Source organism: Nocardia mikamii NBRC 108933, assembly GCF_001613505.1.
Lineage (GTDB): Bacteria > Actinomycetota > Actinomycetes > Mycobacteriales > Mycobacteriaceae > Nocardia > Nocardia mikamii.
Genome location: NZ_BDCM01000003.1, coordinates 136,492 through 161,910 on the forward strand (window position 1 = coordinate 136,492; position 25,419 = coordinate 161,910).

Sequence of the window (25,419 nt, forward strand, 5' to 3'; positions counted from 1 at the left end):
AGATTCTCGGTTGCGCACGTCCGGGTCGAACAGAACGACGCGGAATGAGACCGCCTCCAAGGGGAGTGCGAGGAAGGAAGGAAAGTGAAAATGGAGAACACGGCAGAGAGCTCGGACAAGAAGGTCTACGAGAAGCCGGTGGTCGCCAAATGTGGCGATTTCCGGAAGCTCACCGGGGGCGTCTTCACCACGGAATCCGACCTGCTGGTCGGGCGCCGCGGAATGATCTGAGCCGTCACCGCCGAGCTCGAATCGTAGGGGGTTAGGAGATGACTGGCGATGCCCGGACAGGTTTCGTCGTTCTGCCCGATCACGCGGCGGGAGCGGGCATCGCCAGGCGTCTTCTCCCATGGGCGCGAGTAGTGGCCGAGCATCGTTCGGGACGGCCGATGGTCGTCGGACATTGTCCCGACCGGCCGATCATCCGCACGATCGGACGCGCGGCGCGGGTCGTGATACTCGGCCACGCTCTGATAGCTGAAGACGCGGTTCTCGACTACGCGATGTCGATAGATTCACCGGACCGATGGCGGGTGGTCCTCGACGCGGTCGACGGATCCTTTCACTCGATCGTCGAAGTGAACGGCGACATCCATGTGAACGGTGCCGCCTACGGATCCCGCAGCCTGTATCGCTCGCGCGTGGACGGCGTCGATATCGCCGCCGACACCGTGCACGCCCTCCGCCATCTCGTCGGCGAAAAAGTCGATGCCGGCGCCCTCGCCGCACATCTGCTCGAACCCGTTCCACATCACCTCGCACAACGTCCGCTGCTCGAGGGAATCGAACCGCTCGCCCCCGGCACCGGATTGGTCCTCACACCGAACGGCGCGTCCCGCCCGGTCCGGAATGTGAGGAGAAGAGCAGTCGTCCGGGACCTCGAAGCGGGTGCGCACGACGTGCGGGGTCGGCTCGCGGCAGCAGTAAACGCGCGCACCGCGGCGGGTGACACGGTCACCTCGGAACTGTCGGGCGGCTACGACTCGACGTCGATCAGCTTCCTCGCCGCGCGCGGACCGGCGGAGATCACGCTGCTGACGGCACGCGGACGCGATTCCGCCAACGAGGACCTCGAGTGGGCCCTGCTCGCCGCCCGGCACCTGCCGCATGTGCGGCACGCGATCCTTCCGGATTCCGAACTGCCGTTCACCTACGCCGGATTGGAAGACGGCCCGACCTGGCTGAACGAGCCGTCACCGCTCATCGTCGGCAGGAGCCGGGTCGGTGCGCTCGCGGCGTTGGCCTCGACCTTCGGATCGACTGTGCATCTGACCGGCCACGGAGGCGACCATCTGTTCACCGGCCTGCCGACGCTCTACCGCGATCTCCTGTGGCGCCGTCCGCTGACCGCTTGGCGCGGGCTGCGCGGCTTCGGCGCCCTCGGCGGATGGCGCTCACGAGATCTCGTGTACGGCGCGCTCGAGTCCGCCGATTTCCGTTCGTGGTGGACGAGGAATTCCACACCGATCACCGGTGTACCGGAACGGCGCAAACCTATGCTGGGCTGGGGACTCGTTCCGTCGATTCCCGCCTGGGCCACGAGTACGGCGAAAAGCGCTGTGCACGAGGGTATCTCGTGGATGGCTTCCACCACCGAACCGCTGGCCCCGGCACGCGGCCGCCACGTCGAACTGGAGTCCGTCATCGAGGGCGCCCGCACCGTGGCCGTGTTGAATCGGATCTCACTGGCATCCGGTGGTCCGCCGTTGTCCGCACCCTATTTCGACGACAGCGTGATCTCCGCTGCCTTGTCGGTGGCGGTGCCACATCGGGTCAGCGCCTGGACATACAAACCTCTGCTCCGCGCCGCGGTCGGCGGAATCGTGCCCGACGAGGTGTTGCGCAGGCAGACCAAGGACAGCGGATCACGGGATGTCGAATTGGGCTTGCGCCACCATCGCGATGAGCTCGTGGCGCTGTGGGAAGGTTCGAGACTCGGCGAAATCGGCCTGATCGACTCCGAGCGGCTGAAGCGGTTGTGCGCCACTCCCAGTTCATTCGAACTGGAAGACGGAACGATGTTCAGCACCATCGCCTGCGAGCTCTGGCTGCGCGATCTGGAACGTGATTTTCTCGAGCCGCAGCACACCGGGAAGGGGTAAGGAATGGGAGGGACCATGGATACCGCGACACCGAGGCCCGATTTGTCTTTCGTGCGAACGGAATACGGGGGCGTCGTTCTCGATCTGCAGCAGGGAGAATATTGGCGGCTCAATCCGGTCGGCGCGGAGGTGTTCGCCGCACTCGCCGCCGGTGAGGGCGCCGATCCCGTTGCGGCAGTGCTGGAGCGGTTCGACGTCGATGCCGTGACCGCACGGCGAGACGTCGACGAACTGGTGAGCCACCTCCGGGATGTCGGGCTGGTGTCGGCGTGAGCCACCAGATGTCGCTGGGGACCGGAGCGGAGGCGGACGGACGCCGAGGCGAACGCGTAGCGGCGGCGTGGGCCGTTCGGGCCGCGCGGATCATCGTCAGGTTGCCGCCGCGACGGATCGAATGGATCCTGAAGCAATTGCGCCGAGGAAGTGGTCCGGCCCCGTTCGACGATGCCGAACGATGGCGTCGCCGGGTCGTCGAGGTGAGTCCCGACGCCGCCGGACGATACGGCTGCCTGATCAGGTCCGTCGCGACAACGCTGCTGAGCCGGCGCTACGGTGCGTGGACAACCTGGTGTGTCGGCGTGCGCACCGAATTGCCGTTCGCCGCACACGCATGGATCGAAGCAGACGGGAAGCTGGTCGGGGAGGCGGGAGATATGACGACATTCAGTCGACTGATCGTGGTCGGCCGGCAGGCGAACGTGGGCGACGATGTCAGCTGACGACGGTGCGGTTCGGCAGCGCGATTCCTGGCCGCGGCGGGTCGGCGCGCTCCTGAGAATCCTCGTACCACAACGTCATTCGCTGCTGGCGGCGACGGCACTGCTTCTCGTCGGCACCGGTTTGTCGCTGGCGCAGCCGCTGCTGGCGGGGCAGGTCGTGCGGGATGCGTCGTCGGGCACGACGATCGCATGGTCGCTCGCGGCGTTGGTGGGGGCCTATCTCCTGTATGCCGTCGCCGACACCGGCGGCACCTACATCCTCGAGCGAACCAGCGAATCCGTGCTCCTGTCCGTGCGTCGCCGCCTGGCAGGGCATCTGCTGCGGCTGCGGATTCCCACGCTGGAGTCACAGCGAGTCGGTGATCTCATTTCCCGGGTCACGCTCGATTCGACCGTGATCCGCAACGCCGTCGGAAGCAGTCTCATCCAAATAGTAACGGGCGCAATCACACTCGTCGGCACCGTGGCGGTGATGATCTATCTCGATTGGCTGTTGTTCTCGATCGTCTTCGTCACCGTGGGTGTTGCCGCGGGCGCGATGTTGCTGGTCATGACGAGAATCGAGGTGGCTTCGGTTCGATTGCAGGAGAGCGTCGGCGCGCTGTCGGCCGATATCGAGCGCGCGCTGAACGGCGTGCGCACGGTCAAGGTCAACAATGCCGAGGATCGCGAACACGAGCGGTTGACCGAGCTGGCCGGTGCGGCGTTCGCCGCCGGCGTGCGCGCGGCCCGATTGAAGGCGCTGGGGAATCCGGCGATGCACCTGGCGGTGACCGGGTCGTTCGTGGTGTCACTGCTGGTCGGCGGCGTGCGGGTGGCGAATCATCAGATGGAGCTGAGCAGCCTCGTCACGATGATGCTGCTCGCGATGAATCTGCTGATTCCGGTCGGTGATCTGTTCAACGGTTCCGTCGGATTGCAGAAGGCCTTGGGCGCGCTCAGCCGGATCGAGTCGACACTGAGTCTGCCGGCCGAGGACGTCGACGAGATCCCGCAGGACGGCCTCGAACCGGCTGGTTCGGTGATCGAGCCCTACTCGGAGAACGGGCATCCCGCACTCGAATTCCGCGACGTGCGTTTCTCCTACGACGAGCGGCCGATCCTCCACGGCGTGAGTTTCTCGGTACCTGCGCGAGGACATGTGGCCCTGGTCGGCCACTCGGGTGCCGGAAAATCCACCGTATTCTCCCTGGTGAGCCGGTTCTACAATCCGGACACCGGCGACATTCTGCTCGGCGGCCGGTCCTATGCCGGTCGGCCACGCCGGGTGTGGCGCTCGGAGATCAGCTTGCTGGAGCAGAACGCGCCGCTGCTGTTCGGCAGTCTCCGCGACAATCTGACCTACCGGCAACCGGGCCTCGGCGACGACGATCTACGACGCGCGACCGAGCTCGCCGGCCTGGCCGATCTCGTCGCCCGGCTGCCACGCGGCCTCGACACTCCGGTGGGCGAACACGGCGTTCTGCTCTCCGGCGGCGAGCGGCAACGCGTGGCGCTGGCCCGGGCGCTGATCCGCCGCCCGGTACTGATGATGCTCGACGAACCCACCGCCATGCTCGACGCCGAAACCGAGAAGGCGCTCAACGTCACCATCCGGAACGTGCGAAAAGAATGCGCCCTCTTGGTGATCGCCCATCGCCTGTCCACCATCCGCGAGGCCGATACCGTCTTGTTCCTGAAGGACGGGCGGATCGTCGACAGCGGGCCGCACGAGGCACTGGTCACCCGCAATGCCGACTATCGACAGTTGGTGGGCGCGAAGGTCTGAACCGGCGGTCGCGGCCGGTCAGCTCGACAGCGTCGCGAGCGCGGCCGGGTCGAACAGGTCCCGGATTCGGTCCCACGGCAGTTGAACCGGGTAGTAGTCGCCCCGTGCGTGCGCGACGGAGAAGTAGACGGTGAGTCCCTCCGGTGCGGGCGCCCAGTCGGCGAAATCGTCACTGCCGGGAGTGTGGGTGAACAGCGTGGGCCCGTCCGCGGGCACCAGGCTCTGGGCGGTGGTGGCGAGTGTGCTCCAGGCCGGACCAGAGTCACGGAGCGCCGTCGCCAGCATGACGGGTTGCGCGGTGCCGGTGTCGATCACCACGGTGCCGATCTGGTTCACCGGATGCGGGCCGCCCTCCCACGTGTGGTCCGTAATCAGCACGCCCGCAACGACATGCGCGCCGATGCGGGTGACGCGGCTCGTTTCGCCGCAACGGAGCTGGGCGGCGTGCAGCGCACCGTTCGCGGCGCCCGCGCTCAGATCGTTCAGCGATGCGCGCATCGCCGCGTTGAACCGATCGCGGACCGCCTGCTCACCACCCTCGAGTTGCGGCAGCACGACGTCGGTCGTCAGGATCGGGGTCTGTCCTCGCACCGGCACGGTGATGCCGCTGTAAGGCCCTGCGGACGGCGCGCCAGGAAGCGGACACCCGGCATCCTGATCGGGCGCGGCGGTCATCTGCCGAGCCACCGGTTCGGACGAGGCGGGCGCCGAAGCGCCGTCCTGCCCGGCGCCGCAGCCCGAAAGCGCGACAGCACCGACCACCAACGCAACCAAAGCCGAGCTTCTCATCGCGAACTCCCCCACTCTCACCGGCGAACGGCAGCATATATCGGCCTCACATTTCGGCGCGCTGTTTCGTCCACAGTGGAAGGGGCCGGTACCGAACGAGGGAGCGAACATCATGACCGATCCGGAATCGAGCGCCGTGGTGAGCGAGCGGCGGGCACTGCTCAACCTCGCCTATCGGCTGCTCGGCTCCCTCGCCGAGGCCGAGGATGTGGTGCAGGAGACCTATGCGCGCTGGTACGCCATGTCTCCGGAACAGCAGCGGGCCGTCGCGGCGCCCGGGGGCTGGTTGCGCACCGTGGCCAGCCGCATCTGCCTGGATCTGCTCGGTTCGGCACGGGCCCGCCGCGAGCGCTATGTCGGTGAATGGATTCCGGAGCCGGTCCCCGACCGCAGCGAATGGGGCGCACCCGCACCGACCGATCCGGCCGACCGGGTGACGCTCGACGAATCGATCAGCATGGCGTTTCTCGTCGTGCTCGATTCCATGACGCCGGCCGAGCGGGTGGCCTTCGTCCTGCACGATGTCTTCCGCTATTCCTTCGCGGAGATCGCCGATATCGTCGGCCGCACGCCCGCGGCCTGCCGCCAGCTCGCCTCCTCCGCGCGCCGTCGCGTCCAGACCTCGGCGACTCCGTCGCGGGACGAGCGCGCCGAGGTCGTCAAGGACTTCAAACGGGCCTGGGAAACGAAGGATATCGAGGCATTGATCGAGATTCTGGATCCGCGGGCCGTCGCGACGGCCGACAGCGGCGGCCGGGTGCTGGCGTTCCGCGATCCGATCAACGGCGGCGAGCAGATCGCGCGGGCGTGGATCCACATCGCCTCCCGCGCAGGAGAAGTCACGCTGCTCGAGCGAACCGTCAACGGCCAGCCCGGCCTGGTGGCGCAGATCGACGGCACCGTCGCGACCGTCTACGCCTTCGACATCGCCGACGGCCGCATCACCCGCATCTGGGCGATCCGCAATCCGGAGAAGTTGCGGCAGTGGGCGGTGAACTGATCGTCACCGGCAATCACTACAGCTCGACATATTCCGGATGGTAGCGCGACTCGGACGTGCACGGACGGAGAGGGAAGGGGGGTGATCGGCGCGAGATCCGGACGAAAGCGGTTCGCGCGGAACGGGTTTCTCCGCGAATCGGACATCCGCGTCCCGGCGCGATCTTCGGTACTTTGGATACGGTCACCGTTACGACTGGGCTGACACCGTGGGGAGCGTCGAGCGGCGCCGGTAGCAGGGAGCACAGTATGGCCGAGGCCGAGGTATCCGAGCAGATCGAACTGGTGGAAGAGGACTTTCACGACGATCCGCACAAGTACTACGAGCGCTGGCGGGCCCGGGGGCCGGTGCACCACGTGCGATTCACACACGAGCGCGGGATTCCGTGCTGGGTGGTGGTGGGCCATGCGGAAGCGCGGGCGGCGCTCGCCGATCCCCGATTGCACAAGAACTCGGCCGGCACCATCGACCTGTTCCGGCGCAAAGGCTCTGCGGTGCTGTCGAATTCGGATGCGCAGGCCCTGAGCACCCATATGCTCAATACCGATCCGCCCGAACATACGCGGCTGCGGAAGCTCGTGAACAAGGCCTTCACGCCGCGGCGGGTGGCGGCATTGCGTCCCCGCATCGAGGAGATCACCGCCGGACTGCTCGACGACGTGGCGGCGCACGACGAGGTCGACCTGCTGCACGCGTTCGCGACCCCGCTACCCGTCACCGTCATCTGCGAGTTGCTCGGGGTTCCCTTCACCGATCGCGACGATTTCCAGCTGTGGACGAAGATCCTGGTGGGCGCCGCCGGAGACCTGGCGGACCGCGACCGCGCCTCCGCCGACATGGGCCGATATCTGACAGCACTGCTGGCGGACAAGCGCGCCCGGCCCGGCGACGACCTGCTGTCGGGGCTGGCCAGCGAATCCGACGACGGCGACCGGCTCACCGATCAGGAATTGGTGGCCATGGCTTTCCTCCTGCTGGTGGCCGGCCACGAGACGACAGTGAACCTCATCGGCAACGGCACCTTCGCGCTGCTGCGCAACCGGCCCCAATTCGATGCGCTGCGCGCGGACCCGGAGGGCATCCCCGCCGCCGTGGAAGAATTTCTGCGGCTCGACGGCCCGGTCGGCTGGGCCACGGTCCGGTACACCGAGGAACCCGTCGATATCGGCGGAACCGTCATCCCCGCAGGCGAACTGGTCTACGTCGCCCTGTCGGCGGCCGATCGCGATCCCGAACGATACCATTCGCCGGACGCACTCGATATCGGCCGAAAACCGTCCGGGCATGTGGCTTTCGGCCACGGCATCCATTTCTGCGTCGGCGCTCCCCTGGCCCGGATGGAGGCGGCCGTCGCCTTCACCGCTCTGCTGGATCGCTTTCCGAAGCTGGCGCCGGCGCCCTCGTTCACTCCGCGATGGCAGCCGAGCCTGCTCATGCGGGGACTCACCGAACTGCCGGTGCGCCCGCACGGATAGGCCGAACCGGCCGGCTCATCCGGCCGACAGCGCGGTCTTCGCCGCCACCGCACGCAGCGCGGTGCGCAGCCCTCGTCGCGAACGAGAAGGTGTGCCGTCTGCGCCGGCGAAGGGGCGGTACCCGAGAAACTTTCGCTCCGACGCGGTTTCGGGGGCATCGTCGGAGGTCGCGGTGAGAAAGCGGTCCGGCAGCGCCAATTTGTGGATCGTGCGGAGGGTGAGTGCGTACTGCCGCAGCAGTGGACCCGTGGTGTACGGCAGATCGAATTCTTCACACAGCGCTCGCACGCGGGTGGCGATATCCCGGTACCGGTTGCTGGGCAGGTCCGGGAACAGGTGGTGTTCGATCTGGTAGCACAGATTGCCGCTCATGAAGGCCTGCACCCGCCCGGCATCGAAGTTCGCGGTGCCCAGCATCTGGCGCAGATACCATTCCGCCTTGGTTTCCGACTCCAGCACCGAGGGCGTGAATTTCTCCGCACCGTCGGGGAAATGCCCGCAGAAGATCACGAGGTACGCCCACAGGTTGCGCAGCACATTGGCGCCAAGGTTGGCGAAAAGCGTTCGCCGCCATCGTTTTCCGCTCAACGCCGGGAAGAGTACGTAATCCTTGCCGGCTTGCCGGATCAGTTTTCCGAGCAACGCGCGGGTCTGACCGGCCTTCTCGGCGGCGTCGGCCGCCCGGTCGTGTTCGGAGTCCAGATCGTGCCAGGCGATACCCCATTCGAACGTCGCCGCCAGCAACACGTTCTGCAACGGTTGCAGCAACAGGCGCGGGTGCCAGTGCTGATCTCTGGTCACCCGCATGACGCCGAAGCCGATATCGTCGTCCATTCCCAGCACGTTGGTGTAGAGGTGATGGCGGACGTTGTGTGCGTAACGCCACTGCGCGGACAGCCCGGCCATATCCCACTCCCAGGTGGTGGAGTGGATTTCCGGGTCGTTCATCCAATCCCACTGACCGTGGGAGACGTTGTGCCCGATCTCCATGTTCTCGACGCTCTTGGCCGTCGCCAATCCCGCCGTACCGAGCAGCCAGGCGAGGCGGCCGCGACCGCAGAGGATGACCAGACGCGCGGCGGCGTCGAGAGTGCGCTGAAAGACGATCGTCCGGCGAATGTAGTTCGCGTCGCGCGCCCCCAGATCGGCCTCGACATCGGCGCGAATACGGTCGAGCTCACGGCCCAGCGCCTCGATATCGGCGGGTCCGAGATGTGCGTACGCGCCGATCTCGGTAATTGCCATGGTCTACATCCTCGAATTGGTGTGTGGTGGCGCGAACGCCCACCGACGAGGACGTATGCGGAGACCCGCCGATCCCCCGAGCCTACCCGCACCTGATGAACAGCCCATGACACTACCGAGCTGGGTGTCGAACCGTAGGCGACGACCAGGTGCCGCCGATCAGCTTCCGAGCTCGGACGCGGCGTCCGACCCTGCGGTCCCGGTCTGCCGGAGGAAGTCCGCGATCACCTCCAGTTCCGTTTCCGAATACCGCTCGAGCAGTTCGTCCATGCGCCGGTTCATACCCGAGAAGACTTGGAACAATTCGGAATTGCGTTCGCGGACGGCGCGCAGGGTGACCGCGCGCCGGTCGCTCGCCTCGGGGTCACGTTCCCGGACGATCCAGCCGCCCTTCTGCAACCGGTCCAGGACGCCGGTGAGGGTGGCCGGGTGCAGGCCGGTGCGCCGGGCGAGGGCGGTCGGCGAAATAGGGCCCTGCCGGTTGATCAGGTCGAGACAGGTCCAGTCCACGTCGCGGAGTTCGACCCGGCCGCCGAATCGCCGATTCAGCAGGGCCAGCTGAATGTTCAAGTCGCGCAACGCATCCTTGACGTCGACGGTCAGCCGGCGCCGTTGCTGCGCGGCCGCGCGGTCCGCCTCCGAGCTCATCGGCACCCTCCGGTCGATTCATACGGTTTTCATATGATATCCCGGGCGCGCGCAGCTCCGACGGGTCAGTGCCGTTCGACCCGGAACACCGCGATGCGCTCGGCCGCCGCCGCCACCCCGTCGGGCGTCGCCGAGTCGGCCAAACCGGTTGTGACGAAACGATTCCCGACACTGGCGGGCCCGGATCCGACCAATTCCTGCAGCAGATCCCCGCGCTGCCCGACCGGAACCTCGACCAGTCGCGCGGTCGAGGATGTGCGTCCGCGCGTCAGCGTGACCGAATCGGCCGCCCGCACGTTGGCCACCCATGCCGCCCGCGGATAGGCCTGCACGATGTAGTGCCCTCCGTTCAACTCGTTCACTGCGATCGGAAAGGTGCGCGGTTGCCCGCTGCGCCGACCGGCGACGGTGAGCAGTTGCATCGGCCCGAAACCGATTCCCAGCCGTTGCAGCCCGACGACGAGCGGATTGAGTCGATTGACCATCCGCCGATACCGCTGCGCATCCATACTCCGGAACCTCCACTACCTTCGAAACCATATTCTATGATTCTCATACTATATCTATACAGTATTACTTTGAACAGTCCCGAACGTCCGGATTCGTCCGGCGAACCCGTCAAGGGCCATAGGTCGCAGAGGTGGCGCAAGTGCGCCAGAACACACCTCCGCTCCGGTGTCTCCCAGGCGACAGTTCGGCAAACACCGTGCACACACCCCATGAACCTGTGTCACCTGCATATTTGCCGAGCGACAGGCAAGACCGCCCGCGCCCGGATACGAACGAGCGCGGGTAACGATCATGAGCAATGTGAACTATCGTCCGGTCACGAATCGATAACCGCTCTTTCGCTTCGGGAGACCTTGTGCTCGAGCTCGACCATTTCAGCCATGGCTGGGTAACCCCGGTCCTGGCTTATCTCATGTCCTTCATCGGATCCGTTCTGGCGCTGCGCTGCGCCACGCACGCGCGGGCCTCACGCTGGCCGGGCGGCTGGTTGATCGCCGCAGCCGTCTCACTCGGCGGCGCCGGCATCTGGGTCATGCACTTCACCGCCATGCTCGGTTTCTCGATCCACGGCGCGAACATCCGCTACGACGTGCCGATGACGCTGCTCAGCGCGGGTATCGCGATCATCGTGGTCTGGGCCGGGTTGTCGATCGTGGTGCGCGGGCACCGGGAAGCGATCGCACTGCCCCTGGGCGGGATGATCACCGGCTTCGGCGTCGCGGCCATGCACTACCTCGGCATGCATGCCATGCACGCGGGTGCCCACATCGAATACAGCACCGGACTGGTGGCCCTGTCGCTGCTGATCGCCGTGGTGGCGGCGACCGCGGCGCTGTGGTTCGTCCTGCACGTGCGCGGGTTCTCCGCCACCGTCGGCGCGGCGCTGATCATGGGCCTGGCGGTATGCGGAATGCATTACACCGGAATGGCATCCATGACCGCACACCGCATGGACGACATGTCCGAACCGTCCGGTGGGGTCGACTCGGTGCAGCTGCTCACCCCGCTGATCATGGTGGTCACACTCGTCACCATCATGCTCGTGGTACTCGTCGGACTCGCGGAGGTCGACGGGCCCTCGCGTCGCGAGAGCGCCGAGACCACAGGCGATCTCGATCTCGCCGACAGCGGGCGCGCATGGCCGCGCGCCTACACCGAGGAATCTCCCGCACCCGATCAGCCGGCATTCAGTCTGCAGGCGATCTCGAAGCGGCAGTCGCCCCGGCGATAGCCGCGAGATCCGGACGATCGGCCGAGCGACAGCTCAGCCGATCGTCCTCCGGATCCATTCTTCCGCAGCGGCTTTCGCCTCCGCGACCGAGCGCGCGCTGACCTCGCGCAACATCCGGCCGTCGACGGCGTCGACACGCCACGCACAGGTGGTCCGCGTGGTCGGCTTCACCAGAGCGCGGGTGTCACCGAACGCCTTGACCAGCCACCAGCGGGTGCCATCACCGGCCAACTCCCAGCCGTCGACCGCATCCGAGGGGCGTACCGGCCCGAACGGCTCGTCGGCATCAGCCCGGGTCTCGGCCACCGGCCCCCTCCTCCGCGATTCACGTTGCAGTCCAATGCTGGTCGAGCTCGATACACATTGTCGCGCAACCTGTCCTCGCGGCGGATTCGAACCCCCGGATCGGCGAGCCGCGTGGCGTACCCGCCGCCGGCCTCAGAAACGGCGAGCGCCGGTGACCGGCATCTGCCCGATCGCCGACCGGATGACGCCCTCACCGCTCGTCGCGGCATGCACGACCGTGCCGTCACCCGCGTAGAGGGCGGAGTGACCGCCGCCGTAGAACGACACCAGATCGCCGGGTTGCAGCGTATCCAGGTCGACCGGCGTACCGGCGGACAACTGGTCGTAGCTGGTGCGCGGCAGGTCCACCCCGACCTGCCGATATGCCCACTGGACCAGGCCCGAGCAGTCGAAGGAATCGGGTCCGGCGGCACCCGAACTGTAGGCCGAGCCGATCTTGGACTCGGCGGCCTCGAGTGCCCGCTCACCGACCGATTTCATGGACTCCGGCGGGGCCGGACGGATTTCCGGGAAGAGCCCGGGAATTGTGAACTGCGGTGGTAGCGAAATTCCCGGTACGACCGGGACGGGGAATGGCGAGTCGGCGTGTGCCGGGCCGGCGGTCGCCACCATCGTGCCCGCCGCGCCGAGCAGAACGACCAGCGATGCCGCCGTCGACCAGGCCTTACGACGCAAACGGCGGGTACATCGACCCGCCTCGGTTCCTGCCATGATGCGTTCCTCCGAGTCTCGTAGCGAGAGCAGATTTCCGAAACACCACGGTGATCAGTCGATCGTTGGATCCGGGGAGCCATGATTCGCCACGGTCGGAGCGAAACCAAATACGAACACACCAATTCGAATAACGAAACGATAAATTCACGAAATACCCCAGATATCGGCGGTATCTCGATACAATCCCTACGGTCGTCCGGCGGGGGTCTCGGACGCATCCGGGCCGGTCGCCAGCAGGGAATGGCGACGGCTGTAGCTCAGGTAGACGACCGCGCCGACGGCGAACCAGACGGCGAAGCGCAACCACGTCACCGGCTGCAGGTAGGTGATCAGCCAGATCGAGAAGCCGATCCCGAGCAGGGGCACCACCGGCATCAACGGCGTGCGGAAGCTCCGCGGCAGGTCCGGGCGGCGATAGCGCAAGACGATCACCGCAGCACAGACCACGATGAAGGCCAGCAGGATGCCGATATTGGTCAGCTCGGCGGCCTGGCCGATCGGGAGCAGCCCCGCGATCACCGCCGACGCGATACCGACGATCCAGGTGATCCGGGTGGGTACCTGGCGCACCGGGTGAGTTTTGGCGAACCACTGGGGCAGCAGGCCGTCCCGGCTCATCGAGTACCAGACGCGGGTGACGCCGAGCATGAAGGTGAACAGCACCGTCATGATGCCGACGATGGCGCCCGCCGCGATCAGGCTGCCCAGACCCGGCAGGCCGACCGATTCGAACGCGGTGGACAGCCCACTCTCCGGATCGATGTCGGTGTAGTGCTGCATGCCGGTGAGGACCAGGCAGACCAGGACATAGAGCACCATCGACACCGCCAGCGACAGCAGGATCGCCTTGGGCAGATGGCGTTTCGCGTCCACCGACTCCTCCGCCGCGGTCGACATCGCGTCGTAGCCGAAGACCGCGAAGAAGACGGTCGCCGCCCCGGTGACCGCGCCGGACATGCCGAACGGGAAGTACGGGTGGTAGTTGGCGGAGTCGATGTGGAAGAACCCGACCGCGATCACCACCACGACGACCACGATCTTCAGGCCCACCACGAAGGTTTCGAATCGCGCCGCGGCCCGGATACCCAGGTTCAGCAGAGCCGCGATGAGCAGGCACAGCAGCGCGGCGAACAGATCCACCACATGGCCGTGGCCGGTTCCCGGCGCACCCAGCATCCACTCGGGGAGCCCGATATCCAACTGCCCCAGCAGAAATTGGATGTAGCCGGAAATGCCGATCGCCACCACCGACACGATCGCGGTGTATTCGAGCAGCAGATCCCAGCCGATGAACCAGCCCACCGGCTCGCCGAGGACCGCGTAGCCGTAGGTGTAGGCCGAACCCGCGCGCGGGATGAGGCCGGCGAATTCGGCGTAGGAGAGCGCGGCGGCGGCGCTGGCGATCCCGGCGATCAGGAAGGAGACGAGCACCGCCGGGCCGGCGGTCTGATTCGCGACCGCACCTGCCAGGGTGAAGATACCCGCGCCGATGATCCCGCCGACCCCGATGGCGGTGAGCTGCCACAGCCCCAGCGTGCGATGCAAAGTGGTGGCGGATTCGTCCTGGATCTGGTCGATCGGCTTGCGCCGGAAGAACTCTCGCAGAGCGGGACCGGTCGGCATGGGCGCTCCTTGTCCGAGGGCGGCGCTGGTGAGCCCACAGTACCGATCTCGTGGGCCGGTCGCCCGGTATCGGCCGCGACGAACGGCCGCTCGCCATTCCATGAAACACGTTCTAGACATGATGGACGATTTGTCTTACCGTCGATACATGAGCAAGACGATGTCTCACGAGGCACGCTTCACCTTGCGGTCCGGCGAATCCTGGCGCGATCCCTGGCCGATGTACGCCGCCCTGCGCGACTCCGATCCGGTGCACCACGTCGTCCCCGAGACCCGCCCGCACGAGGACTACTACGTCCTGTCGCGCTACGCCGACATCTACGCGGCCGTGCGCGATCCCGAGACGTTCTCCTCCGCCCAGGGCCTGACGGTCGACTACAACAACCTCAGCGAGATCGGGCTCGGCGAGAACCGGCCGTTCGTCTTCACCGATCCGCCCGACCACACCGTTTTCCGGCGCCGCGTGGCCAAGGGCTTCACGCCGCGACAGGTCCAGGAGATCCGGCCCGCGGTCGAGGCGTTCGTGATCGAGCGGCTCGAGAAGCTGCGCGCGGCCGGTGGCGGTGACATCTCGGTCGAGTTGTTCAAACCGCTGCCGACCATGGTGGTGGCGCATTATCTCGGTGTGCCGGAAGAGGATCGGGCACAGTTCGACCGATGGAGCGAGGCGATCGTGGCGGCCTCGGCGACCGGCGGCATCGAGCACGCGCAGGAAGCGGTCGGTGAGCTGACCCAGTACTTCATCGCGATGATCGAGAAGCGCAAACGCGAACCGGCGGACGACACCGTCTCGCATCTGGTCGCCTCGGGACTGGGCGCCGACGGCGACTTCGGCGAAATCCTGCAGATCATCGGCTTCGCGTTCACGATGATCACCGGCGGCAACGACACCACCACCGGAAATCTGGGCGGCGCGGTGCAATTGCTGACCAGCTCTCCCGACCAGCGGCAGCGCCTGCTCGACGATCCGAGCCTGATACCGGGGGCGGTCGACGAATTCCTGCGGATGACCTCGCCGGTGCAGGGCCTGGCCCGCACCACCACCCGCGATGTCGAGATCGAGGGCGTCACCATTCCCGCCGGTCGCCGGGTGCTGATGCTGTACGCGTCGGCCAATCGCGACGAACGCGAATACGGTTCGGACGCAAACGAACTCGATGTGACGCGGAATCCGAAGAATATTCTCACCTTCGGCAACGGCAACCACCACTGCCTCGGTGCGGCCGCGGCCCGCATGCAGGCCACCATCGCACTGCGGGAACTGCTGGCCCGCTGCCCGGACTTCACCGTGGACCTGGACGGAGTCCGATACACCGAGGGCAGTTACGTGCGCTGGCCGGTCAACGTCCCGTTCGTCCCGGCATGAGCGACTGGCTGGCGCATCCGCGTTCCCTGCAGGCGGCCGAGCGGATCCTGGACGCCGCCGCGAGCCTGTTTTCCGAAGGTGGCGTGAACGCCACCCAGATGGGCGATATCGCCAAGGCCGCCGGCTGCTCGCGGGCGACGCTGTACCGCTATTTCGACAACCGGCAGGCGGTGCAACTGGCGTATGTGCATCGCGAGGCGCGGCGGGTGGGCGCCCGGGTGACCGCCGAGATCGGGGCCATCGCCGACCCGGGTGAACGCGCCGTCGCCGGAGTGCTGGCCAGCCTGCGCGCGGTGCGTTCGGATCCCCTGCTGATCGCGTGGTTCCGGCCCGACGACGCCGGGGCCACGCTGCAGATCGCCCAGACCTCCGAGGTGATCGAGGCCATCGCCCGCTCGCTGTTCGCCGCCGAAACGTCCTCGGCACACGCTGAGGCACACGAGGATTGGACCCGGCTGGCCCGCTGGCTGACCCGCATCATCGTCTCCCTGCTCACGGTGCCCGGCCGGGACGAGGCCGAGGAGCGCGACATGCTGGAGCGCTTCATCGCTCCCCTCGTCGCCCGGGCCGGCTGAGCACGCCGGCGCGGCCCGACGAGCCGCCCCGGCGACGGCAACGCCCGCGCACCCTTGCGCGCACGGGCGTTGCCCAGGAGGCTTGGGATATGGATTCGCTCATCATGTCCGCCCGCGACCTCGATTTCCTGCTCTACGAGTGGCTCGACGTGACCGGGCTGACCGAGCGCGAGCGCTATCGGGAGCACAGCCGCGAAACCTTCGATCAGGTGCTCGCGCTGAGCCGGGAACTGGCCGAGAAGTATTTCGCCCCGCACAACCGCCGGGGCGATCTGCACGAGCCGACCTTCGACGGCGAGAAGGTGCACATCATTCCGGAGGTGGCGACGGCGTTGTCGGCCTTCGCCGAGGCCGGATTCGTCGGGGCCGCGATGGACGAGCGAGTGGGCGGTATGCAATTGCCGCACACCGTCTTCACCGCGTGCATGGCATGGTTCTACGCCGCCAACGTGGCGACCGCCAGCTACGCGCTGCTGACCATCGGCAACGCCAATCTCCTGGCCGCACACGCCGATTCGGATCAGCTCGACCGGTTCGTGCGGCCGATGCTGACCGGCCGCTACTTCGGCACGATGGCGCTGTCGGAACCGCAGGCGGGGTCCTCACTGGCCGACATCACCACCAAGGCCGTGCCGCAGGACGACGGCACGTACCGGCTGTTCGGCCGCAAGATGTGGATCTCCGGCGGAGACCACGACCTGTCGGAGAACATCGTGCATCTGGTCCTGGCACGCATTCCCGGATCGGATGCCGGGACGCGCGGCATCTCGCTGTTCATCGTGCCGAAATACCTTCCCGCCGAGGATGGTTCGCTCGGTGAGCGCAACGATGTGGTGCTGGCCGGGATCAACCACAAGATGGGCTGGCGGGGCACGGTGAACACGGCGCCGATCTTCGGCGACGGCGCGTTCACCCCCGGCGGCGCGCCGGGCGCGGTCGGTTACCTGGTGGGCGAGCCGAATCGCGGACTGACCTACATGTTCCACATGATGAACGAGGCGCGCCTCGGCGTCGGCCTGGCCGCCACCGCGCTGGGATACACCGGCTTCCTCAAGGCGCTCGACTATGCCCGCAATCGGCCGCAGGGCCGCCCGGTGACCGCGAAGGGCGGTGCGAGCGCGCAGGTCCCGATCGCGCAACATCCGGATGTACGCCGAATGTTGCTGGCGCAGAAGGCATATGCCGAAGGCGCGCTCGGCCTGCAGTTGTACTGCGGCACGCTGATCGATCGCCAGCGCAGCGCCGTGGACGCCGCGGAGGCACAGCGCGTCGCCCTCCTGCTGCGGGTACTGACCCCGATCGCCAAGAGCTGGCCCAGCCAGTGGTGCCTGGCCGCCAACGACCTCGCCATCCAGGTGCACGGCGGCGCCGGCTACACCCGCGACTACGACGTCGAACAGCATTACCGCGACAACCGGCTGAATCCGATTCACGAAGGGACACATGGCATTCAGAGCCTGGACCTGCTCGGCCGGGCGGTGGTCGCGGACGGCGGCGCGGCGCTGACACTGCTGCTCGACACCATGGGGGAAACTGTCGACCGCGCTCGCGCGACGGGGGATGCGGAACTCGGCGATTTCGCCGATGCGCTGGCCGCGGCCGCGGGACGCATCGCGACCACCACCGCGACGGTGTGGCGCGACGCCGATCCGGAAGCGGCACTGGCGAATTCGTCCGCCTACCTGGAGGCGTTCGGACATGTCGTGCTGGCCTGGATCTGGCTGGAACAGGCGGTGGCCGCCGCCCGCGGATCCGAGGACTTCCACCGCGGTAAGCGGGCCGCCGCACGGTACTTCTTCCACTGGGAATTGCCCCGCACCGCACCGCTTTTCGATCTGCTCGACGCGATGGATCGCACCACAACCGACCTCGACGACGCCTGGCTCTAGCACAGCGGGCCCGGACACACCCACCCCTCCTGGCGACATTCGGCCATCGGGGCGCCCACTAATCTGGCCCGGTGGAGACGCACCCGGTGGAGATGGGCTGGCAGCAGCTGGCGCAGCAGTGCCTCGTCGACGAGGACGAGGCGATCATCGCGCTGAACAAGCCGGCCGGTATCGCCGTGACCGGGGAACGCCACGACACCGACCTGGTCGAGTTGGCCGCGGCCGAGGGCATCACCCTCTACCCGGTGCACCGCATCGACAAGGTCACCTCCGGTCTCGTGCTGTTCGCCAAGGACCTGACCGCCCACGGCGGCCTGACCAGGCAATTCACCAAGCGCACGGCCGACAAGAGGTATCTGGTCGTCACCGCCGCCACCGATCTGCCCGATACCGGCGTCATCGACCTGCCGTTGAGCGTCGGGCGCAAGAACCGGGTCCGGATCGCGGCGCCCCGTGACACCATCCGGCGTGAGGGACAGCTGTGGACGGTCGACGAGAGCGATCTGCTGGCCGGTAAGAACTATCCGTCCCGGACCGAGTTCGCCACCGTGGCGCGGACCGATCGGCACACGATCCTGCTGGCCCGGCCGATCACCGGGCGGCGGCATCAGATCCGCGTCCATCTGGCCTGGATCGGCTATCCGATCGCCGGTGATCCGCTGTTCGACAAATCGGGTGAGTACGCGCGGACCCATCTGCATTCGCTGTCGTTGCGGGTGGAGGCGCCCTGGCGCGCGGACTCCGAACTCGCGCTGACCGCCGCACCGGGGGCGGATTTCTTCTCGACCGGCTCGCGACCGATCCTCGAGAATCCGGCCGACCTGCTCGAACGGATCGCCGCCGAATAGCGGTTCGCTATAAAAGGTGGCGTCCGTCACGCAGACGGCACGCTGAGGACCTTCTACTCTGGACACGTGCCGTATCGGCACGTATGCGGCCGAAGCGATCACACCCGGGGGCCGATTCCACACGGGCTCGCACAGGTCGTTCCCGGCGACGGGCGCAACGGTGCGATCCCACGAGAAAGCGGACGCCATGATTCTGTTGGCACAGCTCAGCGATACTCACTTCGATCTGGATCCGCGCAACGCCGAACGAGTCGCCGCCGTCCTCGGCTACCTCGACCGATTACCGCGCCGGCCCGACGCCATCCTCGTCACCGGCGACCTCACCGAATCCGGCACTCTCGCCCAGTACGAGCAGGCCCGCAAATCGCTGACCACCGACATGCCGCTGTACGTACTGCCCGGCAATCACGACGACCGCGCGAATCTGCGCCAGACGCTGCTCGACGGCTCCGCCGCGGACGAGCCGATCAACCAGGCCGTCGAGATCGGCGAGCTCACCGTGGCACTGCTCGATTCCACGATTCCCGGCTCGGGCGGTGGTGAGCTGGGCGAACGTACCTACGCGTGGCTGGACCGGTTGCTGGCCGCCACGCCCGCGGACGCCTCCGTGCTGGTGGCGATGCATCACCCGCCGGTGCCGATGTACTCGACGGTGGTCGATCCGATCCGGCTCGCCGACCCGGAGCGGCTGGAACGCACCATCGCCGGTGACGAGCGAATCCTCGGCGTGCTCACCGGCCATATGCACGCCATGGGTACGACGCTGTTCGGCGGGCGGCAGCTGGTGGTGGCGCCCAGTGTGGCCTCGGCGATCGGCGGGGCATGGGAGGTCGAGGAGCCCGGCGACGTTCCGATCGACTACGCACCCGACCCGTCTGTGGTGCTGCACGCCGTCGCGGATCGGCGGCTGACCTCGATCGTCCGCACCGTGCCGATGGGCGGGCGGATCCGCGTACAACCGCGCTGAGCAGGGTTCGCGGAACGGGGTTCGGAGCCGGCGGCACGCGCCTACAGTGGAGATACTGTTCTCGATTCTAGGAGCGCGCGGATGCCCGCTACCAAGCCGTCGATCGTCATCGTCGGAGCCGGGTTCGGGGGACTCGGTGCGGCAATCGAGCTGCAGCGCAACGGTTTCGACGACCTCACCATCCTGGAGCGGGCCACCGACCTGGGCGGGGTGTGGCGGGAGAACACCTACCCGGGCGCGGCCTGCGACGTGCCCTCCCCGCTGTACTCGTTCTCCTACGAACCGAAACCGGATTGGCCGCATCGCTACTCCGGTCAGACCGACATCCTGGGCTACCTGCACGCGGTGGCGGCGAAACACCGGCTGCTCGAGCGGATCCGATTCGGCGCCGACGTCACCGAGGCGAACTTCGACGAACACACCGGGCGCTGGACGATCCGCACCGCCGACGGTGAGATCCGCTCCGCCGACGTGCTGATCTGCGCGGTCGGGCAGCTGTCGCGTCCCCGGATGCCCGATATCGCGGGCATCGAGACGTTCACCGGACCGTCGTTCCATTCCGCGCAGTGGGACCACGACGTCGACCTCGCCGGGAAGCGGGTCGCGGTGATCGGAACCGGCGCCAGCGCAATCCAATTCGTGCCCGCCATCGCCCCCGAGGTGGCGCGGCTGACGCTGTTCCAGCGGACCGCCGCCTGGGTGGTGCGGCGCTCCGATCGCGAGTATCGGCCCATCCATCACGCACTGTTCGAACACGTGCCCGGGCTACGGCTGGCCCAACGCCTGTGGGTCTGGTGCTTCCTGGAGTTCTTCGCTCTCGGCCTGGCCGCGATCCCGCCGATCCGGCGCCTCGCCACCTGGATGGGGACGCGCACCCTTCGCCACGATGTGCCCGATCCCGACCTGCGCGCGAAGCTGACACCCGACTATCCGGTGTTGTGCAAACGGGTGCTGTTCTCCAACGAGTACTACCCGGCTCTGGTGCGGCCGAATGTGGACGTCGTCACCGAGCCCATCACCGAGGTGGTGCCCGAGGGTGTGCGCACCGCCGACGGGACCGTATATCCGGCCGACGTGATCGTCTACGGCACCGGCTTCAAGGGCAGCGAATTCCTCTGGCCGATCCGGATATTCGGGCGCGACGGCGCGGACCTGGAGAAGGTGTGGGCCGAGGGGGCACGGGCCTATCTCGGGATGACGGTGCCGGGATTCCCGAATCTGTTCCTCATGTACGGGCCCAACACCAATCTGGGCATCGGCTCGATCATCTACATGATCGAATGTCAGGCCCGTTACATCCGGCAGGCGGTGGGCCATCTGAGCCGACATCCGGGATCCTGTCTCGAGGTGAAGCCCGAGATCGCGGCCGCCTTCGATGCCCACACCCAGCGCCGGTTGCTACGCACGCCGTGGACCGCGTGCTCGAGCTGGTACCGCAATGCCGCCGGGCGGATCACCAACAACTGGCCCGGCACCGTCACCGCGTACCGCGTGCGCACCCGCTCGCTGAACCCGGACGACTACGTGCTGCGCGCACCGGAGCCGGTCCGCACGTGATGACCAGCGCAGGCGGCCCGCGTGAGCCCTTCGCCCCCGCGAGGGCCGTCCCGCAGTCCGCCGGTGCTGGCAGACTTGAGCCGTGACCGCGCCTCCATCCCCCGGCGCCGAGCCGCGAATCGCTCACGGCCCGCTGCGCCCCGTCGAACTCGCCACCGCGGCGGTCCTCGGTGGGGTGACCGTCGGGCTGGTGACCATCGGCTCGGTGGTGCCCTACGCGGCGGCCCTCAATCTGGTCGCCGCGGTGCCGATGGGGCTGCTGGCGCAGCGCTACCGGCTGCGCGCGATCCTGGGTGCGACTGTCGCCGCGACCCTGGTGAGTTTCGTCGCCGCCGGTCTGGTGCCGGCGGCGACCGTGGTGAGCGCCGCGACGATCGGCGGCATCATCGGCACCGTCAAACGGCGGCGACGCGGACTGATCACCGTCCTGTGCCTGTCGTCACTGGCCGGATTGATCTGGGCGACGTTCTCGGTCGGCATGCTCTTCCTGTTCGCCGCCTCGCGCCGGCTGGTCTTCGACAACGTGCGCAATATCGCCCAGGGCATCGATCACATGCTCTCCCGGCAGCAACAACTGGAATCGCTGGGCAACGGCGTCGTCTCGGTGACCGACGGTGTGCTGGCCTGGTGGTGGCTCTACATCGGCGGCGGCGTGTTCCTCGGCGTGGTCTTCACCGCGGTGTTCTCCTGGTTCGTCCTCGGATCGGTCCTGGACCGGCTGGAATGGTTGCCGGGGCGGGACCGGCTGGACGCGCCGGCCGATACGCGGGCGGTCGCGCCGGTGCCGGTGCGGTTGCGCGGCGTGTCGTTCCGCTATCCGGGGGCGCGTGCCGATGCGCTGACCGATATCGACCTCAGCGTCGAGATCGGCGAATTCGTCGCGGTCGTCGGCCACAACGGATCCGGTAAATCCACGCTGACCCGCCTGCTGGCCGGACTACCGCCCACCGGCGGCACGGTCGAACGTCCCGGTTCGGCGGGGCTCGGCGTGATCGGCGGCACCGCGGTGGTGCTGCAGCGGCCCGAGAGCCAGACCCTCGGAGTGCTGGTCGCCGACGACGTGGTGTGGGGCCTGCCCGCCGAGGCCGCGCGGGCCGTCGACGTGGAGGCGCTGCTGTGCGAGGTCGGGCTGAGCGGGCTCGGTGGCGCCGAGACCGCGACCCTGTCCGGCGGCCAGCAACAGCGTCTGGCGGTGGCGGCCGCGCTGGCACGTGATCCCGCACTGCTCGTGGCCGACGAGGCCACCTCGATGATCGATCCGGACGGCCGGCGCGAACTGGTCGCGCTGCTGGCCGGATTGCCCGCCCGGCACCGGATGGCCGTCGTGCTGGTCACCCACCACGAGGCCGACGCGGCGGCCGCCGACCGGGTCATCCATCTCTCCGGTGGCCGCCAGGTGGAGCATCTGCCGACCTGGCCGCGCCCGGTCCGCAATCTGCGGCGCTGCCCGATCGGCGAACCGCTGCTGGAACTGCGGGATGTGCGCCACACCTACAATCGCGGCACCCCGTGGGCGGCGACCGCGTTGCGCGGAGTGAATCTGACCGTCCACCGCGGCGAGACGCTGCTCGTGGTCGGCGGCAACGGGTCGGGAAAATCCACCCTGGCCTGGATCATGGCCGGACTCGTCGTGCCGACCACCGGCAGTTGCCGGCTGTGCGACTACACCGGATCCCGGCCGGTCCACAAGCGCATCGGCGCGGTCGAGCTGGCCTTCCAGCATTCCCGGCTGCAACTGCAGCGCCAGACCGTCGGCGCCGAAATCGAGGACTGGGGCGGGCACGGCACCGGTTCCGGTGCGGTGGGCCGCGCCCTCGACGCGGTCGGACTCGACCGGGCGATGGCCTCACGCTCGATCGAGGAACTGTCGGGCGGTCAGGCCAAGCGCGTGGTCCTCGCCGCGATCGTCGCCAGCCGCCCGCAGGTCGTGGTGCTCGACGAACCCCTGGCCGGACTCGATCCGCAGGGCCGCGCGGAAGTGGTGGAACTGCTCGCCCGGCTGCGGGATTCGGGACTGACACTGATCGTCATCTCACACGACGTGGCCGATATGGAGAGTGTCTGCGACCGCACGGTCCACTTGCGATCCGGTCTGATTCTGGAAAGCCTGCCCGCCGCCGCGGCCGCCGCCGACAGTCCGGCCGATACCGCCGGCGCCCCGGCGGCGTCTCCGGGGCCGGCCGAACCGGTGGTAGGTCCGCCCGCCGACGGCGACGGGCGCGGGGAAGCCGGGATCGCGGGCACGCGGTCCGAACCCGTTCAGGCGGGCACCGACGGTGCTCGCCTCGAACCGGACCGAGCGCGGGGCAGGAAGCGGCACAGCCGGGGCCGGCACGGCGACGCCCTCGGAGGTGCGCGATGAGTATGGTGCTGCTGCGCGAAGTTCCGGTCGAGAGCCCGATCCATCGGCTCTGGGCCGGAACCAAGATGATCGTCGCCTTCTTCATCAGCGTCCTGCTGATGTTGCAGCCCACGTGGCCGGTTCTCGGTGTGGTGGTCGCCTTCCTGATCGCGATCGGACTGACCGCCCGGCTGCCGCTGGGCACGCTGCCACGGCTGCCGTGGTGGTTCTGGGCGCTGATCGCGCTCGGCGGACTGATCACCATCCCCACCGGCGGAACCGCCGTCCTGCGGTATGTTCAGGTCACCCTGTTCGGGCTGATCTTGCTGACCACCTCGTTCCTGATCGCGTGGACCACCCCGATGAGCGAGATCGCCCCCGCCCTCGCCAAACTCGGTGCGCCGCTGCGGGTTCTGCGGATTCCGGTGGACGAATGGGCGGTCGTCGTGGCATTGACCCTGCGCGGACTGCCGCTGCTGATGGACGAGATCCGGGTGCTGCGCGCCGCCCGCCGGCTACGTCCCAAGGACGGTTCCATGGCGCGCGGAGCCGCGAATCCGCTCGTGGACATTCTCACCGCGGCCATGGCCGTCGCCACCCGCCGGGCCGGCGAATTGGGTGAGGCCATCACCGCACGCGGCGGGACGGGCGAATTGACCGCCCATCCGGCCGGACCCCACCGCGCCGACTACCTCGCCCTGATCGTGTCGGTGGTGGTGTGCGGCGGCGCGGCGGCAATCGGCGTGTTGCTGTAACTCGCCGGGGCAAACAGTCAGCGATCAGCGACAGAACCGGGCAAACTTATTCGCTTTGCGAAATACCAAGTCAGCGGATCGAATTCGCTCCACTTTGCGACCCGGTGAAGGTACGGTTACTTCCGTGAGTTAGCCGGACCACGGCTCCACGCGCAGGGGTTGAAATACGTCGGGGGTATTGGGTTCTCAGCGCGCGTCGTTTTCGGCTGCCGAATGTCTTCCTGATGGAGATTGGAACCGGAATGTTTCTGCGCAAGTTCGCCGCTGTTGCCCTTCCGGCAGTGGTGGCCGTCGCCCTCGGGGCAGGTACCGTCCATGCCGATACCGGCGCACCCACGGTGCGCTACGAGACCCACCTGACGGGCAACACCGTCGAAACCACTCTCGACGGCGGCTTTTTCCGCGTCGATGCGGACGGTCGCACCGTCGACGTCACCGACACCGGCGGCCGGACACTCGTGACGCTGCCGCTGTCCTTCCGGCAGGACGGCTTGGAGTACCCCATGCCCCACCAGGTGCGCGGCGATGCCCGGGTCCTGGATCTGACCGTGGTGAAGGACGCCGCGGCGGCCCGGCCGGTTCCGGTGACGCCGGTGGCGTCGCTGCGGGAGAATCAGAATGCGATGAACGCCTTCGCCACCCAGTTCGGGCTCGCGACGGCAATCGGTAGCTTCGTCGGCACTGCCGCCGGCGCGGTCATCGGCGGTGTGATCGGGGCGGCGGCCGCCCTGCCCACCGGCCCGGGCATCATCGCCGGATTCATCACCGGCGCAACGGTGGGAGCCATCATCGGCACGATCGTGGTCGGCGGACCGGCGTTGATCATCGCGGGGGTCGACCTCGTCAGCACGCTGGCCGCCCCGGCCGGCACGACCAAGTGGAACGACACCATCACGAACTGAGGTCGCGGTAGCTCTCGTGCGAGTCCTGCCCGGCGGCCGCGACCCACCCGGTCGCGGCCGCCGAGTCCCGTTCCGCGAGAGCCACATTG

At 67.6% G+C, this 25,419-nt stretch carries 24 protein-coding genes; 17 read left to right on the forward strand and 7 right to left on the reverse strand.

Translation table 11 applies throughout. From position 1 onward, the window contains the following. Window positions 1–90 precede the first annotated feature (90 nt). Genes NMI01S_RS34670 through NMI01S_RS02155 form a run of 5 tightly spaced genes read left to right on the forward strand, consistent with a single transcriptional unit; the run spans window position 91 to window position 4,589 of the window. Window positions 91–231, forward strand: a complete 141-nt coding sequence (locus tag NMI01S_RS34670) for a keywimysin-related RiPP (protein WP_157104478.1) — start codon at window positions 91–93, stop codon at window positions 229–231. A 38-nt stretch (window positions 232–269) separates the two neighbouring features. Beyond that, a complete protein-coding gene (locus NMI01S_RS02140) occupies window positions 270–2,102 on the forward strand; it encodes an asparagine synthase-related protein (RefSeq protein WP_084512178.1) in 1,833 nt (610 codons plus the stop codon). 15 nt (window positions 2,103–2,117) lie between these two features. Beyond that, window positions 2,118–2,375, forward strand: coding sequence for a lasso peptide biosynthesis PqqD family chaperone (locus NMI01S_RS02145; protein ID WP_063920631.1), 258 nt, complete (start codon window positions 2,118–2,120; stop codon window positions 2,373–2,375). Continuing rightward, window positions 2,372–2,821 carry a lasso peptide biosynthesis B2 protein gene (locus NMI01S_RS02150; protein ID WP_218020897.1) on the forward strand — a complete coding sequence of 150 codons (450 nt, stop codon included), beginning with the start codon at window positions 2,372–2,374 and terminating at the stop codon, window positions 2,819–2,821. Before NMI01S_RS02145 ends, NMI01S_RS02150 begins: the two co-directional genes overlap by 4 nt. Continuing rightward, on the forward strand, window positions 2,811–4,589 hold the full coding sequence (locus NMI01S_RS02155) for an ABC transporter ATP-binding protein (RefSeq protein ID WP_062994344.1): 1,779 nt from the start codon (window positions 2,811–2,813) through the stop codon (window positions 4,587–4,589). Before NMI01S_RS02150 ends, NMI01S_RS02155 begins: the two co-directional genes overlap by 11 nt. 18 nt (window positions 4,590–4,607) lie before the next feature. Here NMI01S_RS02155 and NMI01S_RS02160 read toward each other — a convergent pair whose 3' ends face one another. Beyond that, the gene (locus NMI01S_RS02160) at window positions 4,608–5,378 is read right to left on the reverse strand and encodes a hypothetical protein (RefSeq protein ID WP_157126012.1); all 771 of its coding nucleotides are present in this window, start codon (window positions 5,376–5,378) and stop codon (window positions 4,608–4,610) included. A 112-nt stretch (window positions 5,379–5,490) separates the two neighbouring features. Between NMI01S_RS02160 and sigJ the strand changes: the two genes are divergently transcribed. Then, window positions 5,491–6,378 (forward strand): RNA polymerase sigma factor SigJ, encoded by an 888-nt coding sequence (gene sigJ, locus NMI01S_RS02165; RefSeq protein ID WP_062994346.1) that lies wholly within the window; start codon window positions 5,491–5,493, stop codon window positions 6,376–6,378. A gap of 248 nt (window positions 6,379–6,626) precedes the next feature. Beyond that, window positions 6,627–7,853 (forward strand): cytochrome P450 family protein, encoded by a 1,227-nt coding sequence (locus NMI01S_RS02170; protein ID WP_062994347.1) that lies wholly within the window; start codon window positions 6,627–6,629, stop codon window positions 7,851–7,853. 15 nt (window positions 7,854–7,868) lie between these two features. On the opposite strand, the gene NMI01S_RS02175 is transcribed toward NMI01S_RS02170, so the two are convergent. From NMI01S_RS02175 to NMI01S_RS02185, 3 genes are all read right to left on the reverse strand, one after another. Then, window positions 7,869–9,098, reverse strand: coding sequence for a fatty acid desaturase family protein (locus tag NMI01S_RS02175; RefSeq protein WP_062994348.1), 1,230 nt, complete (start codon window positions 9,096–9,098; stop codon window positions 7,869–7,871). 159 nt (window positions 9,099–9,257) lie between these two features. Then, entirely contained in the window at window positions 9,258–9,746 is a 489-nt protein-coding gene (locus tag NMI01S_RS02180) for a MarR family winged helix-turn-helix transcriptional regulator (RefSeq protein WP_062994349.1), read from the reverse strand. Window positions 9,747–9,811: 65 nt separating this feature from the next. Continuing rightward, window positions 9,812–10,255: a nitroreductase family deazaflavin-dependent oxidoreductase gene (locus NMI01S_RS02185; protein WP_218020899.1), complete on the reverse strand. Its 444-nt coding sequence runs from the start codon at window positions 10,253–10,255 to the stop codon at window positions 9,812–9,814. A gap of 356 nt (window positions 10,256–10,611) precedes the next feature. Between NMI01S_RS02185 and NMI01S_RS02190 the strand changes: the two genes are divergently transcribed. After that, entirely contained in the window at window positions 10,612–11,487 is an 876-nt protein-coding gene (locus tag NMI01S_RS02190; protein WP_245716672.1) for an MHYT domain-containing protein, read from the forward strand. A 33-nt stretch (window positions 11,488–11,520) separates the two neighbouring features. Here the strand turns inward: NMI01S_RS02190 and NMI01S_RS02195 are convergent, their stop codons facing one another. The 3 genes from NMI01S_RS02195 to NMI01S_RS02205 all read right to left on the reverse strand — a co-directional run bounded on the left by NMI01S_RS02195 (window position 11,521) and on the right by NMI01S_RS02205 (window position 14,130). Further along, window positions 11,521–11,793 carry a hypothetical protein gene (locus NMI01S_RS02195; protein WP_062994350.1) on the reverse strand — a complete coding sequence of 91 codons (273 nt, stop codon included), beginning with the start codon at window positions 11,791–11,793 and terminating at the stop codon, window positions 11,521–11,523. 132 nt (window positions 11,794–11,925) lie between these two features. Then, on the reverse strand, window positions 11,926–12,504 hold the full coding sequence (locus tag NMI01S_RS02200; RefSeq protein ID WP_084512184.1) for a C40 family peptidase: 579 nt from the start codon (window positions 12,502–12,504) through the stop codon (window positions 11,926–11,928). A gap of 189 nt (window positions 12,505–12,693) precedes the next feature. Continuing rightward, window positions 12,694–14,130, reverse strand: coding sequence for an amino acid permease (locus NMI01S_RS02205; protein ID WP_062994351.1), 1,437 nt, complete (start codon window positions 14,128–14,130; stop codon window positions 12,694–12,696). A 148-nt stretch (window positions 14,131–14,278) separates the two neighbouring features. Here NMI01S_RS02205 and NMI01S_RS02210 point away from each other — a divergent pair, with 148 nt between their 5' ends. The 9 genes from NMI01S_RS02210 to NMI01S_RS02250 all read left to right on the forward strand — a co-directional run bounded on the left by NMI01S_RS02210 (window position 14,279) and on the right by NMI01S_RS02250 (window position 25,330). Beyond that, complete coding sequence (locus NMI01S_RS02210; protein WP_062994352.1) at window positions 14,279–15,496, forward strand: cytochrome P450; 1,218 nt, start codon at window positions 14,279–14,281, stop codon at window positions 15,494–15,496. Then, window positions 15,493–16,071 (forward strand): TetR/AcrR family transcriptional regulator, encoded by a 579-nt coding sequence (locus tag NMI01S_RS02215; RefSeq protein WP_062994353.1) that lies wholly within the window; start codon window positions 15,493–15,495, stop codon window positions 16,069–16,071. Before NMI01S_RS02210 ends, NMI01S_RS02215 begins: the two co-directional genes overlap by 4 nt. A gap of 89 nt (window positions 16,072–16,160) precedes the next feature. After that, window positions 16,161–17,960, forward strand: coding sequence for an acyl-CoA dehydrogenase (locus NMI01S_RS02220; protein WP_062994354.1), 1,800 nt, complete (start codon window positions 16,161–16,163; stop codon window positions 17,958–17,960). 71 nt (window positions 17,961–18,031) lie between these two features. Next, the gene (locus NMI01S_RS02225; RefSeq protein ID WP_245716673.1) at window positions 18,032–18,808 is read left to right on the forward strand and encodes an RluA family pseudouridine synthase; all 777 of its coding nucleotides are present in this window, start codon (window positions 18,032–18,034) and stop codon (window positions 18,806–18,808) included. Window positions 18,809–18,995: 187 nt separating this feature from the next. Beyond that, window positions 18,996–19,775 carry a metallophosphoesterase gene (locus NMI01S_RS02230; RefSeq protein WP_062994355.1) on the forward strand — a complete coding sequence of 260 codons (780 nt, stop codon included), beginning with the start codon at window positions 18,996–18,998 and terminating at the stop codon, window positions 19,773–19,775. Window positions 19,776–19,856: 81 nt separating this feature from the next. Next, window positions 19,857–21,332: a flavin-containing monooxygenase gene (locus NMI01S_RS02235; RefSeq protein WP_062994356.1), complete on the forward strand. Its 1,476-nt coding sequence runs from the start codon at window positions 19,857–19,859 to the stop codon at window positions 21,330–21,332. A gap of 82 nt (window positions 21,333–21,414) precedes the next feature. Next, window positions 21,415–23,694: an ATP-binding cassette domain-containing protein gene (locus NMI01S_RS02240; protein ID WP_084512187.1), complete on the forward strand. Its 2,280-nt coding sequence runs from the start codon at window positions 21,415–21,417 to the stop codon at window positions 23,692–23,694. Continuing rightward, window positions 23,691–24,428, forward strand: a complete 738-nt coding sequence (locus tag NMI01S_RS02245; protein WP_062994357.1) for an energy-coupling factor transporter transmembrane component T family protein — start codon at window positions 23,691–23,693, stop codon at window positions 24,426–24,428. Before NMI01S_RS02240 ends, NMI01S_RS02245 begins: the two co-directional genes overlap by 4 nt. A 224-nt stretch (window positions 24,429–24,652) precedes the next feature. Beyond that, window positions 24,653–25,330 carry a DUF8020 domain-containing protein gene (locus NMI01S_RS02250; RefSeq protein ID WP_245716674.1) on the forward strand — a complete coding sequence of 226 codons (678 nt, stop codon included), beginning with the start codon at window positions 24,653–24,655 and terminating at the stop codon, window positions 25,328–25,330. Window positions 25,331–25,419: the final 89 nt, after the last annotated feature.

Coding starts and splice junctions, on each gene's coding strand:
- NMI01S_RS02215 (WP_062994353.1), top strand. CDS start 15,493: ATGAGCGACTGGCTGGCGCATCCGCGTTCCCTGCAGGCGGCCGAGCGG.
- NMI01S_RS02145 (WP_063920631.1), top strand. CDS start 2,118: ATGGATACCGCGACACCGAGGCCCGATTTGTCTTTCGTGCGAACGGAA.
- sigJ (WP_062994346.1), top strand. CDS start 5,491: ATGACCGATCCGGAATCGAGCGCCGTGGTGAGCGAGCGGCGGGCACTG.
- NMI01S_RS02210 (WP_062994352.1), top strand. CDS start 14,279: ATGAGCAAGACGATGTCTCACGAGGCACGCTTCACCTTGCGGTCCGGC.
- NMI01S_RS02205 (WP_062994351.1), bottom strand. CDS start 14,130: ATGCCGACCGGTCCCGCTCTGCGAGAGTTCTTCCGGCGCAAGCCGATC.
- NMI01S_RS02170 (WP_062994347.1), top strand. CDS start 6,627: ATGGCCGAGGCCGAGGTATCCGAGCAGATCGAACTGGTGGAAGAGGAC.
- NMI01S_RS02200 (WP_084512184.1), bottom strand. CDS start 12,504: ATGGCAGGAACCGAGGCGGGTCGATGTACCCGCCGTTTGCGTCGTAAG.
- NMI01S_RS02160 (WP_157126012.1), bottom strand. CDS start 5,378: ATGAGAAGCTCGGCTTTGGTTGCGTTGGTGGTCGGTGCTGTCGCGCTT.
- NMI01S_RS02245 (WP_062994357.1), top strand. CDS start 23,691: ATGAGTATGGTGCTGCTGCGCGAAGTTCCGGTCGAGAGCCCGATCCAT.
- NMI01S_RS02175 (WP_062994348.1), bottom strand. CDS start 9,098: ATGGCAATTACCGAGATCGGCGCGTACGCACATCTCGGACCCGCCGAT.
- NMI01S_RS34670 (WP_157104478.1), top strand. CDS start 91: ATGGAGAACACGGCAGAGAGCTCGGACAAGAAGGTCTACGAGAAGCCG.
- NMI01S_RS02185 (WP_218020899.1), bottom strand. CDS start 10,255: ATGGATGCGCAGCGGTATCGGCGGATGGTCAATCGACTCAATCCGCTC.
- NMI01S_RS02235 (WP_062994356.1), top strand. CDS start 19,857: ATGCCCGCTACCAAGCCGTCGATCGTCATCGTCGGAGCCGGGTTCGGG.
- NMI01S_RS02155 (WP_062994344.1), top strand. CDS start 2,811: ATGTCAGCTGACGACGGTGCGGTTCGGCAGCGCGATTCCTGGCCGCGG.
- NMI01S_RS02140 (WP_084512178.1), top strand. CDS start 270: ATGACTGGCGATGCCCGGACAGGTTTCGTCGTTCTGCCCGATCACGCG.
- NMI01S_RS02250 (WP_245716674.1), top strand. CDS start 24,653: ATGGAGATTGGAACCGGAATGTTTCTGCGCAAGTTCGCCGCTGTTGCC.
- NMI01S_RS02220 (WP_062994354.1), top strand. CDS start 16,161: ATGGATTCGCTCATCATGTCCGCCCGCGACCTCGATTTCCTGCTCTAC.
- NMI01S_RS02230 (WP_062994355.1), top strand. CDS start 18,996: ATGATTCTGTTGGCACAGCTCAGCGATACTCACTTCGATCTGGATCCG.
- NMI01S_RS02180 (WP_062994349.1), bottom strand. CDS start 9,746: ATGAGCTCGGAGGCGGACCGCGCGGCCGCGCAGCAACGGCGCCGGCTG.